The organism is Blastococcus sp. TML/M2B, from assembly GCF_016612865.1.
Lineage (GTDB): Bacteria > Actinomycetota > Actinomycetes > Mycobacteriales > Geodermatophilaceae > Blastococcus.
On sequence record NZ_JAENZZ010000002.1, the window covers coordinates 1,987,282 to 2,003,330 of the forward strand.

The 16,049-nt window shown below is 74.2% G+C and carries 18 protein-coding genes and 1 pseudogene; 9 read left to right on the forward strand and 10 right to left on the reverse strand.

Annotated elements, in window-relative coordinates; translation table 11 throughout:
- Nucleotides 1-46: 46 nt before the first annotated feature.
- Together JKP75_RS23140 and JKP75_RS23145 are read left to right on the forward strand one after the other, a co-directional pair.
- Nucleotides 47-655: pseudogene (locus JKP75_RS23140) on the forward strand (M18 family aminopeptidase); the annotation flags it as partial.
- Between the two features lie 118 nt (nucleotides 656-773).
- Nucleotides 774-1,358: a hypothetical protein gene (locus JKP75_RS23145; RefSeq protein ID WP_255523387.1), complete on the forward strand. Its 585-nt coding sequence runs from the start codon at nucleotides 774-776 to the stop codon at nucleotides 1,356-1,358.
- A 55-nt stretch (nucleotides 1,359-1,413) separates the two neighbouring features.
- On the opposite strand, the gene JKP75_RS18245 is transcribed toward JKP75_RS23145, so the two are convergent.
- Complete coding sequence (locus tag JKP75_RS18245; protein ID WP_200489908.1) at nucleotides 1,414-2,319, reverse strand: DUF2382 domain-containing protein; 906 nt, start codon at nucleotides 2,317-2,319, stop codon at nucleotides 1,414-1,416.
- A gap of 347 nt (nucleotides 2,320-2,666) precedes the next feature.
- Here JKP75_RS18245 and JKP75_RS18250 point away from each other — a divergent pair, with 347 nt between their 5' ends.
- Nucleotides 2,667-3,476: a DUF3097 domain-containing protein gene (locus JKP75_RS18250; RefSeq protein WP_200489907.1), complete on the forward strand. Its 810-nt coding sequence runs from the start codon at nucleotides 2,667-2,669 to the stop codon at nucleotides 3,474-3,476.
- Nucleotides 3,477-4,003: 527 nt separating this feature from the next.
- Here JKP75_RS18250 and JKP75_RS23150 read toward each other — a convergent pair.
- Nucleotides 4,004-4,135, reverse strand: a complete 132-nt coding sequence (locus JKP75_RS23150) for a hypothetical protein (RefSeq protein WP_255523327.1) — start codon at nucleotides 4,133-4,135, stop codon at nucleotides 4,004-4,006.
- 89 nt (nucleotides 4,136-4,224) lie between these two features.
- Between JKP75_RS23150 and JKP75_RS18255 the strand changes: the two genes are divergently transcribed.
- Together JKP75_RS18255 and JKP75_RS18260 are read left to right on the forward strand one after the other, a co-directional pair.
- On the forward strand, nucleotides 4,225-4,851 hold the full coding sequence (locus tag JKP75_RS18255) for a hypothetical protein (protein WP_200493347.1): 627 nt from the start codon (nucleotides 4,225-4,227) through the stop codon (nucleotides 4,849-4,851).
- Nucleotides 4,820-4,960 (forward strand): hypothetical protein, encoded by a 141-nt coding sequence (locus JKP75_RS18260; protein ID WP_200493348.1) that lies wholly within the window; start codon nucleotides 4,820-4,822, stop codon nucleotides 4,958-4,960. The genes JKP75_RS18255 and JKP75_RS18260 overlap by 32 nt, the downstream gene beginning before the upstream one ends.
- A 101-nt stretch (nucleotides 4,961-5,061) precedes the next feature.
- Here the strand turns inward: JKP75_RS18260 and JKP75_RS18265 are convergent, their stop codons facing one another.
- Complete coding sequence (locus JKP75_RS18265) at nucleotides 5,062-5,892, reverse strand: aldo/keto reductase (protein ID WP_200489905.1); 831 nt, start codon at nucleotides 5,890-5,892, stop codon at nucleotides 5,062-5,064.
- 74 nt (nucleotides 5,893-5,966) lie between these two features.
- Nucleotides 5,967-7,220 (reverse strand): MFS transporter, encoded by a 1,254-nt coding sequence (locus tag JKP75_RS18270; protein ID WP_200489904.1) that lies wholly within the window; start codon nucleotides 7,218-7,220, stop codon nucleotides 5,967-5,969.
- Between the two features lie 153 nt (nucleotides 7,221-7,373).
- Here JKP75_RS18270 and moaA point away from each other — a divergent pair, with 153 nt between their 5' ends.
- From moaA to JKP75_RS18290, 4 genes are all read left to right on the forward strand, one after another.
- Nucleotides 7,374-8,429, forward strand: coding sequence for a GTP 3',8-cyclase MoaA (gene moaA / locus JKP75_RS18275; protein WP_200489903.1), 1,056 nt, complete (start codon nucleotides 7,374-7,376; stop codon nucleotides 8,427-8,429).
- Between the two features lie 2 nt (nucleotides 8,430-8,431).
- Nucleotides 8,432-8,674 carry a MoaD/ThiS family protein gene (locus JKP75_RS18280; RefSeq protein ID WP_200491282.1) on the forward strand — a complete coding sequence of 81 codons (243 nt, stop codon included), beginning with the start codon at nucleotides 8,432-8,434 and terminating at the stop codon, nucleotides 8,672-8,674.
- A gap of 98 nt (nucleotides 8,675-8,772) precedes the next feature.
- A complete protein-coding gene (locus JKP75_RS18285; protein WP_200489902.1) occupies nucleotides 8,773-8,976 on the forward strand; it encodes a hypothetical protein in 204 nt (67 codons plus the stop codon).
- A 65-nt stretch (nucleotides 8,977-9,041) separates the two neighbouring features.
- Nucleotides 9,042-9,554, forward strand: a complete 513-nt coding sequence (locus JKP75_RS18290; RefSeq protein WP_200489901.1) for a histidine kinase — start codon at nucleotides 9,042-9,044, stop codon at nucleotides 9,552-9,554.
- On the opposite strand, the gene JKP75_RS18295 is transcribed toward JKP75_RS18290, so the two are convergent.
- From JKP75_RS18295 to JKP75_RS18315, 6 genes are all read right to left on the reverse strand, one after another.
- Nucleotides 9,551-11,179 (reverse strand): GAF domain-containing SpoIIE family protein phosphatase, encoded by a 1,629-nt coding sequence (locus tag JKP75_RS18295; RefSeq protein ID WP_200493349.1) that lies wholly within the window; start codon nucleotides 11,177-11,179, stop codon nucleotides 9,551-9,553. The two genes, JKP75_RS18290 and JKP75_RS18295, sit on opposite strands and share 4 nt — an antisense overlap.
- Before the next feature lie 150 nt (nucleotides 11,180-11,329).
- Nucleotides 11,330-11,710 carry a hypothetical protein gene (locus JKP75_RS22000; protein ID WP_242473375.1) on the reverse strand — a complete coding sequence of 127 codons (381 nt, stop codon included), beginning with the start codon at nucleotides 11,708-11,710 and terminating at the stop codon, nucleotides 11,330-11,332.
- Nucleotides 11,707-12,033, reverse strand: coding sequence for an SRPBCC family protein (locus JKP75_RS22005; RefSeq protein WP_309229977.1), 327 nt, complete (start codon nucleotides 12,031-12,033; stop codon nucleotides 11,707-11,709). Before JKP75_RS22005 ends, JKP75_RS22000 begins: the two co-directional genes overlap by 4 nt.
- A complete protein-coding gene (locus JKP75_RS18305) occupies nucleotides 11,966-12,970 on the reverse strand; it encodes an FAD binding domain-containing protein (protein ID WP_309229978.1) in 1,005 nt (334 codons plus the stop codon). The genes JKP75_RS22005 and JKP75_RS18305 overlap by 68 nt, the downstream gene beginning before the upstream one ends.
- Before the next feature lie 28 nt (nucleotides 12,971-12,998).
- On the reverse strand, nucleotides 12,999-15,494 hold the full coding sequence (locus tag JKP75_RS18310) for a xanthine dehydrogenase family protein molybdopterin-binding subunit (protein WP_200489898.1): 2,496 nt from the start codon (nucleotides 15,492-15,494) through the stop codon (nucleotides 12,999-13,001).
- Nucleotides 15,491-15,967: a (2Fe-2S)-binding protein gene (locus JKP75_RS18315; protein WP_200489897.1), complete on the reverse strand. Its 477-nt coding sequence runs from the start codon at nucleotides 15,965-15,967 to the stop codon at nucleotides 15,491-15,493. The genes JKP75_RS18310 and JKP75_RS18315 overlap by 4 nt, the downstream gene beginning before the upstream one ends.
- Between the last annotated feature and the right edge of the window lie 82 nt (nucleotides 15,968-16,049).

Sequence of the window (16,049 nt, forward strand, 5' to 3'; positions counted from 1 at the left end):
CCGGCGGCCGGGGCCGTGCCGGCCGGCGTCGGGCACGATGGCGGGCATGCCGACGCCGGACGCCCCCACCCCCGACTCCGCCGCTCGCGACGAGCTGGCCCTGGGCGACGACCTGCGGGCGTTCGTGGACGTCTCGCCCTCCCCCGGCCACGCGGTCGCCGAGCTGGCCCGCCGGCTGACCGCCGCCGGCTTCACCGAGCTGGCCGAGGCCGAGCGGTGGCGGGTGAGCGCCGGCGGCCGGCACTTCGTCGTCCGAGCCGGCAGCCTGATCGCCTTCCGGCTCGGCAGCGGCGCCCTCGGCGACACCGGGATGCGGCTCGTCGGCGCGCACACCGACAGCCCGACGTTCAAGGTCCGCCCGCACGCCGACGTCCGGCAGGCCGGGTACCGGCTGGTGGGCGTCGAGCCCTACGGCGGCGGCCTGTGGCACACCTGGCTGGACCGCGAGCTGACCGTCGCCGGCCGGGTGGTCCTCCGCGGCGGGGGAACGGAGCTGGTTCGGCTGCCCGGGGCGCCGCTGCGCTTCCCGTCGCTGGCCATCCACCTGGACCGCTCGGTGCGCGAGGGCCTCACCCTCGACCCCCAGCGGCACCTGGTGCCGGTGTGGGACGGCGACCTCGGCGAGGAGCCCGGCCTGCTCGAGGCGGTCGCCGCCGCGGCGGGAGCGACCCCCGGCGACGTCGTCGGGCACGACCTGGTGCTCGCCGACACCCAGCTCCGCCGCGCGGGCCGGCGCCGACGGCAGCTGGATCGCCGCCCCGCGCCTGGACAACCTGACCTCCTGCCACGCCGGCCTGCTCGCCCTGCTGGCGGCGCCCGCCGGCGAGCGGACCCAGCTGCTCGTGTGCAACGACCACGAGGAGGTCGGCAGCGGCTCGATGGCAGGAGCGCGGGGCAGCTTCCTCGAGGACGTCGTCCGCCGGTTGGCCACCGCCACCGACCCGGGCGACGCCGAGGCGGTGCACCGGGCGATCGCCCGCTCGGTGCTGGTCTCGGCCGACATGGCGCACGGCGTGCACCCGACCCGCGCCGAGCGCCACGAGCCGGCCCACCAGCCGCGGCTGGGCGGTGGGCCGGTCGTGAAGCTCAACGCGAACCAGGCCTACGCGACGGACGCCGCGACCGGCGGCTGGTTCCGCGAGCGCTGCGCGGAGGCCGGCGTCCCGTCGCAGTCCTTCGTCATGCGCGCCGACCTCCCGTGCGGCAGCACGATCGGCCCGCTGACCGCGACCCGGCTGGGGATCGCGACCGTCGACGTCGGCATGGCCCAGCTGGCCATGCACTCCTGCCGCGAGGTCGCCTCGGCGCTCGACGTCCCGCTCATGGTGGACGCGCTCACCGCCTGCCTCGCGGACTGAGCACGGCGACCGGCCGGGGCTGATCGTCCGGCCGGCCGCCGCAGGTCAGGGTCGCTCAGCGGCGTCGCTCGTCGTCCCGGAAGCCCTCCCGGGCGTCGTCGCGGACGCCCTCCCGGACGCCGTCGACCTCGATCTCCTCCTTGCGGAGGTCGGCCGAGACCTGCTCCTGCTCGGTGACGGTCTCCTTGTCCAGGCGGACGCGCTCGACCGGCACGGCCTCCTTCTCGACGACGGCCCGCTCGGCGTGCAGCGTGACCTCGTGCTCCTCCTCGCTGATCGCCGGGCCGTCCATCGCCCGGCCCGCGTTGGCGTCGGTGATCGGCTCGCGCTCGACGCGGACCTCCTCGCGGGTGACCGGCACGCTCTCGGTCACGTTCTCGGTGACCACGTACTTGCGCAGCCGCGCCCGGCCCACCTCTTCACGGGTGGTGCCGACGGTCATGCGCTCCTCGGAGCGGGTCATGGCGTCGTCGGTCGTCGGGCCGGAGGTGTCGTGCCCGACCGTGCCGTGCCGGTTGGTGTCGCGGTCGGTGCCCACGGTGCCGGTGCCGGCCATGTGCCGGCCGGAGGTGTCCTCCATGGCCATGCCGGTGGTGGACTCGGTGCCGGCCAGGTGCTCACGGCCGGTCGTCTCGGTTCCCGTGCCGCCGGCGCCCATGCCGTAGTAGCGGTAGAGCTCCTGCTCCTCCTGCGGCGAGAGGTGACCGTCCGTGTCGATCTTCGGGGCGTCCTTCACGCGGTCCTTGCTCACCGGGACGCGCAGGCCCTGGTCGGTGAGGTCGGCGTCGCGGATGGGGACGAAGGACTCCTTGGTCCCGAACAGGCCGGTGCGCACGGTGACCCACTCGGGGCGGCCGGTCTCGTCGTCCAGGTACACCTCCCCGGCGGAGCCGATCTTCTGGCCGGACTCGTCGTAGACGTCCTTGCCGATCACGCGGTCGAGGGTCTCGGTACCGATCATCGCGGGTGCGCTCCCATCAGGATGCGGGTGTTCCGGTCACCCGTCTGGGTGACCGGGAGGTGCCGGGCGAAACGATCGCGCCCCATCCGGTGTCCCGAGCCGTACCGGAACGCCACCGGGATACCCGTGACGCGGAGTGACGATCGCAGCGGCATCGGGGGTATCCGTGCTGCTGAGCGGCGCGCGGGGGTCGCGCGAGATCGTTCGGTTGCGAGACGCAACCGACTCGATCGGTCGTTCACGCTGAGCAACCGGGGCCCAGTCGGGCGTGTCCGCCCGAGCGCGGCAGCGCACCCGCCCGGCGCGTCGTCCCGGGCGCGGCGCGCGGGTCTGCCTAGCGTCGTCGAGTGCCTCCCCGTTCGCCGTACGACAACCTCGTCCACCCGCGCACGCAGAAGAAGCCCGTGCCCACCGTCGAGGCCGAGAAGGACCTCGTCGTCGAAGACCCGAGCTCGGGCTTCGTGGGCGCCGTCGTGCGCTGCGAGAAGGACGTCGTCCACCTCGAGGACCGCTTCGGCCGCGTGAAGGGCTACCCGCTGGGGCCGGGCTTCTGGGTCGACGGCCGGCCGGTCGTGCTGGTGCGGCCGAAGCAGGCGGCGGCGACCGGGCCCGCGCGCAGCGCCTCGGGCTCCACCTACGTCGCCGGTGCGCGGGCGCGGGTCGCGCGCGAGGGCCGCATCTACGTCGAGGGCAAGCACGACGCCGAGCTGGTCGAGAAGGTCTGGGGCCACGACCTGCGGATCGAGGGCGTCGTCGTCGAGCCGCTGCACGGCGTCGACGACCTGCCGGGGATCGTGCGGGAGTTCCGCCCCTCGTCGGGACGGCGCCTCGGCGTGCTGGTCGACCACCTGGTGCGCGGGTCGAAGGAGTCGCGGATCGCCGAGCAGGTCACCGGCGCCCACGCGCTCGTCGTCGGCCACCCGTACATCGACATCTGGCAGGCCGTGAAGCCGTCCGTCGTCGGCATCGAGGCGTGGCCGACCGTGCCCAAGGGCGAGGACTGGAAGACCGGCGTCTGCCGGCGGCTGGGCTGGGAGGACGACACCGGCTACGTCTGGGCGCAGCGCATCCTCGCCCGCGTGCGCACCTGGACCGACCTGGAGCCGCAGCTGATCGGCCGGGTCGAGGAGCTGATCGACTTCGTCACGACCGACTGAGACCCCGCCGAGACCTGTCGCGGGCACGATGCGCCCGTGACCTCGCGGATCAGGGTGCGGACGGCGGTGCTGGCCGCCCTCGTGGTGGCGGGCGTGAGCGGGTGCGCGGACACGGGTGACGACGCCGGCGCGCCCGGGTCCGTGGCGGGCGAGGGCCCCGCGCGTCCGGGGGCAGGGGGTGACGAACTGGTCGTCGACGCGCTCCCGCTGGAGGCGCCGGTGATCATCGACGCCGTTCCCGAGGGGCTGCTGCTCACCGGTCTCAGCTACCGGCCACCGGAGGACGACCTCTGGTTCAACGACGCCGCAGGCGACTACCTGCCGGCCCGCGCGACGCTCTACGGCGATCCGGCGCTGGCCGACACCCTGGACGGGCCGGTCGTGCTGGTCGGGACGAGCACGGGGTCGGCCACCATCGCCGGCCCGGGCTACGAGGCGCCGGGCGAGGAGGTCGACCTGGGCAGCGACCTCCCCGGTCGGGTGGTGCCCGACTCCGACCGGACCTGGGTGGTGCTCGAGGGCAACGACTACACCGAGTTCGTCGTCGGCCGGGGGATCGACGACGACGAGCTCGTCGCGGCCGCGCGCGGCGCGGACTTCGCATCGGCCACCACCGCGCTCGCCGCGGACGCCGTGCCCGCCGGGCTGGAGCCGCTCATCGCCGGGAGCGCGCAGGACCGGCCCGGATCCGGGGCGGGGGTGCACATGTTCCTCCGGGGCGACGGGACCCAGGTCACCGTGGAACGCCGTGCGGGCCGATCCGCGCCTCGCGGCGCTGTGGGGCTTCTGGCTCGAGGACGCCAGCGGGACCACGGTCCGTGGCAACCCGGGTTCTGCCGGCGACCTGCAAGGCGCCAACGTGGGCGACCCCGACGCACGGGGGCGGGTCTGGGCGGAGGACGGCCTGGTCATCTCCGTCGTCGTGACCATGGGCGCGGACAGGGACCGGGCCGGGGACCGGGAGCAGGTCCTCGACCAGGTCGTCGAGGCCCTCCGCGTCGGGACGTGGGAGGAGTTCGAGGCGCTGGACGGGGAGATCCAGAGCCGCCCGCCGACCGCGGTGGAGTCGCCCTGCCCGTCGGACAGCGGCTACACGAGCGGGGTGGAGGGGAACTCCCGCTGGGTGTTCCAGCTGGCACCGAACCCCTACTCCAGCTGGGGCGAGTGGAGCACCTGCTCCTTCGATCTCACCTCCGGCGGCGGCAACGGCGGGTCGGTGCTGCCACCGCCGCTGGGCGAGCTGGGCCGTCAGCGGCTTCGGTTCCGGGATCGTGGGCGGCGTGGCCCCACCGGGGACGACGCGGGTCACGGTGACCGCCGTCGACGGGAGCACGCGGGACGCCGTGCTCGCCGCCGACGGGCCGCGCCCCGGTGAGCGGGTCTGGGGCACCTACCTGCCGGTGTTCCCACCGCCGGGTGGCACGGCGCCGTTCACCGTGACGGCCTACGACGCGGCCGGCGCCGTCCTGGCCACCTCCGGCTAGGTGCTCCTCCCCTCCCGAACCGGCGAGATCGCCGATCTCGCACGCCCGGAGGCCCGGGAACGTGCGAGATCGGCGATCTCGCCGGGGTGGGGTGGATCAGGTCAGCGGGGGATGTAGTTGAACGTGTCCGGGTCGGGGCCGGTGCGCTCGCCGCGGTCCAGCCCGGTCAGCGCCGCCATGTCCGACGTCGACAGCTCGAAGTCGAACAGCGCGAAGTTCTCCTCCATGCGCGTGCGTGACACCGACTTCGGGAAGACGACGTCGCCGCGCTGCACGTGCCAGCGCAGCACGACCTGCGCCGGCGTGCGCTCCAGGCGCTCGGCGATCGCGGTGATGGCCGGGTCGTCGAGCACCTTGCCCTGCGCGATCGGCGACCACGCCTCGGTGACGATCTCGTGCTCGGCGTCGAAGGCCCGCAGCTCGTCCTGCGCGAGGTAGGGGTGCACCTCGATCTGGTTCACCGCCGGCCGCACCTCGGTCTCGTCGAAGAGCCGGCGCAGGTGGTGCGCCTGGAAGTTGGAGACGCCGACGGCCCTGGCGCGGCCCCCGGCGTAGATCTCCTCCATGGCCTTCCAGGTCTCGACGAAGTCGACGTCGATGCCGGGCAGCGGCCAGTGGATGAGGAACAGGTCCAGGTGGTCGGTGCCGAGGTCGGCCAGGGTCCGGTCGAAGGCGCGCAGCGCGTCGTCGCGGCGGTGGAAGCCGTTGTTCAGCTTGCTGGTCACGAAGATCTCGCCGCGGTCGATGCCGGAGCGGGCGATGGCCTCGCCGACGCCCTTCTCGTTGCCGTACATCTCCGCGGTGTCGATGTGCCGGTAGCCGACCTCGAGCGCCTGGGCGACGACGTCGGCGGTGTCCTCCGGCGGGACCTGGTAGACGCCGAACCCCAGCTGGGGGATCTCGACGCCGTTGTTCAGAGCGATGGTGGGCACGGCCACAGGAAAGGTCCTCTCGACGGGAAACGGCCCCCGCGCGACGGGTCGTGCGCGATCGGGCCGTCCACCGCCTACCCCTGCGTCGCGGCGTTCACCCGTTCCACCGGGGTCGCGGCCGACACAGCCGCCCGCTCCCGCAGCAGCGGCGCCCCGACGAGCGCGAGCACGCCGGCGAGCGCGGCGGCGAGGGCCGGCACGGCGAACGCCCGCTCCGCGCCCCACGCGTCGACGGCGGCGCCCGCCAGCGCCGAGCCCGCGGTGACGCCGAGCGTGAGGCCGGTGATCGTCCAGGCCAGCGACTCGGTGAGCACGCCCCGACCCACCCGGGACTCGACCAGCGAGGTGCCCGACACCAGGACCGGCGCGATGGTCAGCCCGGCGAGGAAGCCGCAGAGGGCGAGCAGCAGCAGCGAGCCCACGGCCCACAGCAGCTGGGCGGCCAGGGCGAAGGCCACCGCCGTCGCCACGAACCGTCCGGCCAGCGACGCGGCCGGGCGGGCCAGCCCGTAGACCAGGCCCGCGACCAGGCTGCCGAGGGCGAACACCGCCAGCGCCAGACCGGAGAACGCCTTGGCGCCCTCGGCCTCGGCGAACCCGATGACGACGACGTCGATCGCGCCGAACACCGCCCCCACGGCCAGGTAGGTGAGCGCGACGACCAGGAGCGCCGGGGTGAGCACGGAGCGGTGCCGGCCCGAGGACGGCGTCTCGCGCGGGTGCAGCGGCGGCTCGCTGGCGCGCAGCGAGGCCAGGGCCAGGCCACCGGCCACGCCCAGCAGGATGCCGGTGAGGAAGCCGACCTCCGGCGCGACCAGGGTGGCCAGCAGCGTCACCAGCGGCGGGCCGACGATGAACACCACCTCGTCGACGACAGCCTCGAAGGCGAACGCCGTCTGCCGGCCCGCGGGGTCCAGCGCCGCCGACCACCGGGCGCGCACCATCGAGCCGACGTTGGGCGCCGAGGCGCCGGTCAACGCGGCCAGCAGGAACCAGCTCCACCGCGGGGCGCCGGTCTGCACCGCCACGGCGAAGGCGACGCCGGTGAGCAGCATCGCCGCCATCGCGACCCGCAGCACGACGCCCTGCCCGCGGCGGTCCATGGCCCGGGCCCACTGCGGGCCGGCCAGGGCGAAGCTCAGCGCCAGCGTGCCGGAGACGGCGCCCGCGAGGCCGTAGCTGCCGGACGCCTCCTGGACCAGGAGGACCGCGCCCAGCCCCAGCATCGGGGCGGGCAGCCGGGCGACCCAGCCGGCGAGGGCGAACGCCCGCGCGCCGGGCACGGCGAACAGGCGGCGGTAGGGATCGAAGACGGTGCGGGGTGACACGGGCTGCTCGCGCTTCCTGGCCACGGGCGAGTGCGGGCCCAGAGCTCCGCCGGTCCCTCGGGTGGCAGCCGGGAGCCTAGCTCCGGGACGGCTCCGGGCACCGCCGCATTTCCGGCCCCGGCATCCGTCGTCCCACAGGGATACATTCGCCCCATGACCGGCGCCGAGCTCCCCGACCCGGTGGTCCGGCGCGCCGTGCCGCCCCCGGCGCCGGGCTCCGGCGGGCTGGTCGACCGGCACGGCCGGGTGGCCACGGACCTCCGGGTGTCGCTGACCGACCGCTGCAACCTGCGCTGCACCTACTGCATGCCGCCCGAGGGCCTGGACTGGCTGCCCAAGGTCGAGGTGCTCACCGACGAGGAGATCGTCCGGCTGGTGCGCATCGGCGTGGAGCACCTCGGCATCGAGGAGGTCCGGTTCACCGGCGGCGAGCCGCTGCTGCGCCCGGGCCTGGTCGGCATCGTCGCCGGCGCGACCGCGCTCACGCCGCGGCCCGAGGTCAGCCTGACCACGAACGCGATCGGCCTGGCCCGGGTCGCGCCGGCACTGGCCGCGGCGGGGCTGGACCGGATCAACGTCAGCCTGGACACCGTCGACCGCGACCGGTTCAAGCAGCTCACCCACCGAGACCGGTTCGACGACGTCCTGGCCGGGCTGGCCGCCGCGCAGCGCGCCGGGCTCACGCCGGTCAAGGTCAACGCCGTCCTGCTGCGCGGCATGAACGAGGACGACGCCGTCCCGCTGCTCGACTTCTGCCTGGAGCACGGCTACCAGCTGCGGTTCATCGAGCAGATGCCGCTGGACGCCCACCACGCCTGGACCCGCGGCGAGATGGTCACCGCCGAGGACATCCTCGAGCGGCTGTCCGCGGCCCACACGCTCACGCCGGACACCGAGGCCCGCGGCTCCGCGCCCGCCGAGCGCTGGCTCGTCGACGGCGGGCCGGCCACCGTCGGCGTCATCGCGTCGGTGACCCGGTCGTTCTGCGGCAGCTGCGACCGCACCCGGCTCACCGCCGACGGCCAGATCCGCAACTGCCTGTTCGCCCGCGAGGAGTCCGACCTGCGGACGCCGCTGCGCGAGGGGGCCACCGACCAGGAGATCGCCGACCGCTGGCGGATCGCCACCCTCGGCAAGCTGCCCGGGCACGGCATCGACGACCCGTCGTTCCTGCAGCCGACCCGGCCCATGTCCGCGATCGGGGGGTGAGGATGCCCGTCACCGTGCGCTACTTCGCCGGCGCCCGCGCGGCCTCCGGCGTGGACACCGAGATCCGCGAGGCCGCCTCGCTGGACCAGCTGGTCGGCCAGATCGTCGACACCCACGGCGCCCGGATGGCCAAGGTCCTCACCGCCTGCTCGTTCCTGGTGGACGGAACGCAGACCCGGGACCGGTCGTTGGAGCTCTCACCGGGCGCCGTCGTGGACGTACTGCCCCCGTTCGCCGGAGGGTGACAGGCCCGGGAGCATCGCAGCGAGGAACGAGCGAGGAGCGGATCGGGCCGCGGAGCCCGACCAGTGCTACAGCGGGTGACGGGCGGGAGGATGGGCGCATGAGCATCTTCGAGAAGGCCAAGGCCAAGGCCGAGGAACTGCTGGGCCGCGCCGAGCAGGTGTACGGCGAGTCCCACGGGGATGCGGCGGCCACCGTCGCCGGCGAGGCGCACCTCATGGAGGCGCAGGCCGAGGAGGAGACCCTCGAGCGCGCCGACCGGCCGGAGGACCCGGACGACGACGGGCTCGCCGGCGTCCGCTGACCGGCGTCCGCTGACCGGCGCACGCTCCGGTTGACGCCGGGGGCGCGGAGGCGGAATGTGCCGACATGGTTCCGGATCACCTCGGCGACGTCGCCCCGTGGCGTGACTGGTGCTCGGCCGCGGAGGGGGCGCTGCGCTTCCTCGCCGGGTACGTGGGCTGGGACGTCTGGCTGGTCACCCAGGTCGTCGACGAGCGCCAGGTGATCCTGCTGGCCCACCCCGAGGGTGCCGCCGCACCGGGCATGGAGCTGCCCTGGGAGCGCAGCTTCTGCCGCCAGATGACGGAGGGACGCGCGCCGCGGCTGGCCACCGTCACCGCGGCCGTCCCCGCGTACGCCTCCCGCACGACCGGCTCGATCGCCGACGTAGCGGCCTACGTGGGCGTGCCGCTGGTGCGTGCCGACGGCGCCCTGTTCGGCACGCTGTGCGGGGTGGCGTTCCGCGCCAAACCGCGCAGCGCGGTGCGCGAGCTGCGGGTGGTCGAGGCCGCCGCCCGCATGCTCAGCACGCTCATGGCGGCCGGGATGGACCCGCCGCCGCTGCCCGAGCGCCCGGTCGGCGGCTCCGGCGTCGGCTAGCAGCGTCCAGTGATGTCTAGTCGCGTCGGACCCGCAGCCGGATCGCGACGAGGGCGACGTCGTCCTCGGCGCGGCCGTCCACCATGCGCTCGATGATCTCGTCGCAGAGCTCGGCCAGGGGCCGGTCGGCCAGCTCGCCGGCGATCCTGCGCAGCCGCGCCATCCACGGTGTCCAGGTCGCGGGTCCGGCGCTCGATCAGCCCGTCGGTGAACATCAGCACCGTCGTCCCCTCGGCCAGCCGCACCTCGCTGTCCCGCCGGAGCGCACCGGGGTCGACCCCGAGCATCAGGTCGCCCTGCCACTCCCCCAGCTCGGCGAGCGTCCCGTCGGGGTGGATCACGAGCATCGGCAGGTGCCCGGCGTTGGACCAGCGCATGCGGACCGCACCCGGTGCCGCGCCGTCGCCGTCGGCGGGCTCGAAGCTGGCGACGGCGGCCGTCGCGTAGGTGTCCGCCCGCAACTGGTCCATGGCGCCGTCCAGGCCGCGGAGCACCTCGGCCGGGGAGCCGTCGCTGTAGCTGGCGATGCCCCGCAGCAGCGAGCGCAGCTGGCCCATCGACGCGGCCGCCTCGGTGTCGTGGCCGACGACGTCGCCGATGACCAGCACCGACCGCCCCGAGGGCTGGACGAACGCGTCGTACCAGTCGCCGCCGACGCGGGCGGCCTCGGCGGCCGGGGTGTACCGCACCACGATCTCCGCGTGCGGCGGCTGCACCGGGGCGGTGAGCAGGCTGCGCTGCAGGCCCTCGGCGAGCTGCCGCTGCTGGTCGTACATGCGGGCGTTGTCCAGCGCCAGCCCGATGCGGTCGGCGACCTGCCGGGCGGTGGCGACGTGCCGCTCCTCCGGCGGCTCGGTGCCGGGCAGCATGAGGGTGAGCGCCCCGACCACGCGGGCGTGCCCGCGCAGCGGCAGCGTCATCCCGTACCCGATGCCGAACGACGCCAGCAGCGGCCGCGCCTCACCCTCCGGCAGGCTCGCCCGGGCCTCGGCCGCGGTGAGGAGCACCGTCTCGCCGCCGCGCAGGGCCCGCAGGATCGGGGCGTCGGCGGGCAGGTCGGCCAGCCGGACCTCGGCGTACCGCTCGACCGCGCCGCGCGCGGCCGGGTCGACGTGCCACGAGCCGACGCTGCGCGGGCGGCCGTCCTCGTCCAGAAGCGTGACCAGGGCGCCGTGCCCGAGGACGGGGACGACGAGCTCCGGGATGCGGGCCGCCGCCGCCCGGATGTCGAGCGTGCCAGCCAGCTCGGCGCCCACGCGGTCCAGCAGCGCCAGCCGGTCCTGCGCCACCCGCCGGTCGGTGACGTCGGAGAAGTAGAAGTACAGCCCGCCGTCGTCCACCGGCTGGGCTTCGACGTCGTACCAGCGGTTGAGCGGCTCCGGGTAGAAGGACTCGATGGTCCGCACCACGCGGTCGATCATCGTCGCCCGGTAGGTGCGGCCGAACTCGTTGTCCAGGTTGGCCGGGTAGGCCTCCCAGTAGTCGCGGCCGACCAGGTCGCTCGCCGCCAGCCGCAGGGACTGCTCGGCAGCCGGGTTGATGTGCGTGATCACCCAGTCGGCGCTGACGGACATGAAGCCGACCGGCATCGAGGAGAGCACGCGGTCGCCGTCGGGTCGGCTCATCTCCGGCTCCCTCCGGTCGCGCGATCACCGCGCGGATGCCCGGAGAGGTGCGGCGGCGGAGACCGTCGCGGTTCAGTTATGCCACGCCGGGTCGTGCACACTCAAGTCCCCACAGCGCGAATTCCGCGCACCGCCGCTCCTCCCGGGGTGTCAGCGGCGGCGCCGGCCGAGCAGGTAACCCAGCAGCAGCAGGGCGAGGCCCAGGGCCGCAGGCCCGGCGAACCGGGCGGCCGCGGCCCCGCCGGCGACCTCGAGCAGGTTGATCGCCTCCGGCTCCGCCTGCCGCGCGGCCGGCGCGGGTGCCGGGGCAGGCGCCGCCGCCGGCTCGTCGATCGGCCGGGCGATCGAGGGGACCGACCGCACCGCCTCGGCGACCGGTTCCTCGACGGCGGGCTCGGTGGTGGCCGCCTCGGACGCAGGTGCCGCGACCGCCGCCACGGGCGCCGGCGCCTCCACCCGGTCGCCCTCGCCGAGCTGCGCGGCGAGCTTGTCGGCGAACTGGCCGAGCAGCTTGTTGCCGACGTCGGTCATGACGCCCCGTCGCCGAACTGGGCGGGGCGGCCGGTGATGTTCAGGTCGGTGAGGACGTCGACCCGCGTGTGGTCGCCCTCCTCGGCCAGCGTCGCGGTGACGACGGCGGCCGCGGTGCCGTTGCCCCGCTGGTCCTTGCCGCGGGCGTCGATGACGGCGCGGTGCGCGGCCTCGTCCTTCTCCACGAACGAGGCCTTGCCCTGGTAGGTCATCGTGATGACGCCGAGCTTCACCTTGACCCGGCCGGTGAAGTCGTCACCGGTGACCGAGTCCAGGACGGCGCCGGGCATGCAGGGGGCGATCCGCTCGATGTCGAGCAGCACCCGCCACGCCTCGTCGACGGGAACCGGGACGGTGAACGAGTTCTCGAGTTGCACGTGACACCCCTACGTCTGGAGACCGGCCGCTGCGCTGACCGCCCGGCGGGTGAGCACCTGGGCGAGATGCGCACGGTAGTCGGCCTTGGCGTTGAGGTCGTCGCTGGGCGAGGTTCCCTCGGCGGCGTGCCGGGCCAGCCTCGGCCACGGCGTCGGCCCCGGCGACCGCGCCGGCCAGCGCCTGCTCGGACGCCGTCGCCCGCAGCGGGGTCGGGCCCATGTTGGTGAGCCCGATCCGCGCCTCGGCGATGTGCCCGTCCTCCCGCCGCACCGCCGCCGCGACGGCGACGATCGACCACGCCTGGGCGACGCGGTTGAACTTCTCGTAGTGCATGCCCCACTGGCCGGCCAGCTTCGGCACCCGCACCTCGACCAGCAGCTCGTCCTCGGCCAGCGCCGTCGTCAGGTAGTCGACGAAGAACTCCCGCGCCGGCACGGTGCGCCGCCCGCCCGGCCCGGCGAGGACGAACTCGGCGTCCAGGGCCAGCGCGACCGCCGGCAGGTCGCCGGCGGGGTCGGCGTGCGCCAGCGCCCCGCCGAAGGTGCCGCGGTGCCGGACCTGCCGGTCCGCGACGGTCTCGGTCGCCTGGGCGATCAGCGGCGCGTGCTGCGCGATGAGCGGGTCGGAGACGACGTCGGAGTGCGTGGTCATCGCGCCGATCACCAGTGCCCCGTCGTCACCGCCCTCCTCCCGCACGCCGCGCAGCTCGGTCACCCGGGTGAGGTCCACGACCATGGACGGCGCCGCGAGGCGCAGCCGCATGACCGGGATGAGCGACTGCCCGCCGGCGAGGACCTTGGCGTCCTCGCCCCCCGCGGCCAGCGCCTGCAGCGCCTCGTCCACCGTGGTGGGCCGGGCGTAGTCGAAGGCCGCGGGGATCACTGCTCGTCTCCTTCGTCGACTCGGCGGATCATCGGTCGCCTCCCAGGCGGGACTCCGGCGTCGAGACGCCGGCGGTGGTCTCGGTCTGCGCGCCGCCGTAGGCGTTGGTGCCCGCGGGAGCGCGATCCCCGCCGTCCCCGCCCTGGTGGAGAGCCCGCCAGACGCGTTCGGGGGTGAGCGGCATGAGGATGTCGGACACCCCGAGGTGCCGGACGGCGTCGAGCGCGGCGTTGACGACGGCGGGCGTGGAGGCGATGCAGCCGGCCTCGCCCACCCCCTTGGCGCCGATCGGGTTGCCGGGTGCCGCGTGCACCGTGTTGCCGGTGTCGAAGTGCGGCAGGTCGGCGGCCGAGGGCACGAGGTAGTCGACGAAGGTGCCGGTGGTGAGGTTGCCGTCGTCGTCGTAGACGGCCTCCTCGTAGAGCGCCTGCGCGATTCCCTGGGCCAGGCCCCCGTGGATCTGCCCCTCCACGATGAGCGGGTTGACGATCGTCCCGACGTCGTCCACGCAGGCGTACTTGCGGATCGTCACCATCCCGGTCTCGGTGTCGACCTCCATCGCGCAGACGTGCGTGCCGTGCGGGAAGGAGAAGTTGACCGGGTCGAAGGTGGCGTCGGCGTCGATCGACGGCTCCACGCCGTCGGGGAAGTTGTGCGCGGCGAAGGTGGCCAGCGCGATCTCCTGGATGGAGACGCCGCTGCCCGGCGTGCCGCGCACGGAGAACGTGCCGCCCTCGAACTGGAGGTCGTCCTCGCTGGCCTCCAGCAGGTGGGCGGCGACGGTGCGGGCCTTGGCGACCACCTTCTGCGCGGCGTTGACCACCGCGGCGCCACCGACCACCAGGGACCGGGAGCCGTAGGTGTCCATGCCGCGGGGGGAGATCGCGGTGTCGCCGTGCAGCACCTCGACGTCCTCGAACGGCACGCCCAGCTCGTCGGCGACCAGCTGGCTCCACGCCGTCTCGTGCCCCTGCCCGTGCGGGGTGGAGCCGGTGACCACCTCGACCTTGCCGGTGGGCAGCATGCGGATCGAGGCGTGCTCCCAGCCGCCGGCACCGTAGGAGAGCGAGCCGAGCACCCGCGAGGGCGCCAGGCCGCACATCTCGGTGAAGGTGGAGAACCCGATGCCGAGCTGGACCGGGTCGCCGGACTCCCGGCGGCGGCGCTGCTCCTCGCGCAGCTCGTCGTAGCCGAGCAGCTCCAGCGCCTGCCGGGTGGCCTGCTCGTAGTCGCCGCTGTCGTACTCCAGGCCGGCGACCGTAGTGAACGGGAACTCCTCGGCCCGGATCCAGTTCTTCCGGCGCAGCTCCAGCGGGTCCATGCCCAGCTCGACGGCGAGCTCGTCCATGATCCGCTCGATCGCGAACGTCGCCTCGGGCCGGCCGGCGCCGCGGTAGGCGTCGGTGGGCGTCTTGTTGGTGAAGACGCCCTGGCAGTCGAACCGGTAGGCCGGGAACTTGTAGATCGCCGGGAACATGAACGCGCCCAGGATCGGCACGCCCGGGGTGACCAGCCGCAGGTAGGCACCCATGTCGGCGAGGAGGTGGACCTTCAGGCCCCGCACGGTGCCGTCGCGGTCGGCAGCGATGTCGATGAACTGGACCTGGTCGCGGCCGTGGTGGGCGCTCATCAGCGACTCGCTGCGGGTCTCGGTCCACTTGACCGGCTTGCCGAGCCGCTTGGCCACCAGGAGCGTGAGCACCTCTTCCGGGGTGACCTGCAGCTTGCCGCCGAAGCCGCCGCCGACGTCCGGGGCGATGACCCGCAGCTTGTGCTCCGGGATGCCGGTGGTCATCGCCAGCATGATCCGCAGGATGTGCGGCACCTGGGTCGAGGACCACATGGTGAAGTTGTCGCCCTGCGGCTGGACGACGGTGGAGCGCGGCTCCATGAACGCCGGGATCAGCCGCTGCTGGACGAACCGCCGGCTGACGACGACCTCGGCGCCCGCGAACGCCTCGTCGGTGCTCCCGCCGGTGCCCGCCTCGCCGGACTCGAAGATCCACCGGAAGCTCTCGTTGGTCGAGACGTGGTCGTGGGTGAGAGCGGCGCCGTCGGCCAGCGCCTGCTCCATGTCAAGGACGACCGGTAGCGGGTCGTAGTCGACGTCGACCAGCTCGACGGCGTCCTGGGCGGCGGTCTTGCTGCGCGCCACGATGACCGCGACCGCCTCGCCCACGTGGTTGACCTCGTCGACGGCGACCGAGGGGTGCCCGGGGTTCACCATCGTGTCGGTGACCGGCCAGGCGCACGGGATCGAGCCCTGCTCCTCGGCCAGGTCGCGGCCGGTGAACACGGCGACGACGTTCGGCGCCGAGCGGGCCGCCTCGACGTCGACCGACAGGAGCTTGGCGTGCGCGACCGGGCTGCGGACGACGGCGAGGTGCAGCATCCCGGGCAGCACCATGTTGTCGGTCCAGGCCGTCCGGCCGGTGATCAGCCGGGCGTCCTCCTTGCGCGCGCGGGCCTGCCCGACCTCCTTCGCCGGTCCGGCGGTCGCCGGCCGGTCCTCGACGGCCGTCACTGCTGCGCTCCGCGCATCTCGGCCGCGCCCTGCTGCACGGCGCGGACGATGTTCTGGTAGCCGGTGCAGCGGCAGAGGTTGCCCTCGATGCCCTCGCGCACCTCGTGCTCGCTGGGGTCGGGGTTGTCGCCGACCAGGTCGATCGAGGCCATGATCATGCCCGGCGTGCAGTAGCCGCACTGGAGGCCGTGCAGCTCGTGGAACGCCTTCTGCATCGGGTGCAGCCCGCCGTTCTGCGCGATCCCCTCGATGGTGGTGACCTCGCTGCCGTCGGCCTGGACGGCCAGCACCGTGCAGCTCTTCACCGCCTCGCCGTCGAGGTGCACCGTGCAGGCGCCGCAGTTGCTGGTGTCGCAGCCGACGACGGTCCCGACCTTGCCGAGCTGCTCCCTCAGGTAGTGGACGAGCAACGTGCGCGGTTCGACCTCGTCCGTGTAGGACGCCCCGTCGACGCGTACCGAAATCTGGGTCACGAGTCCTCCGCTCGGATCGCTGCTGCGGCGTGACCGCCGGGTCCCGGCCGGGTCACGTGCCCCGAGTCTTACCCGAGGGACG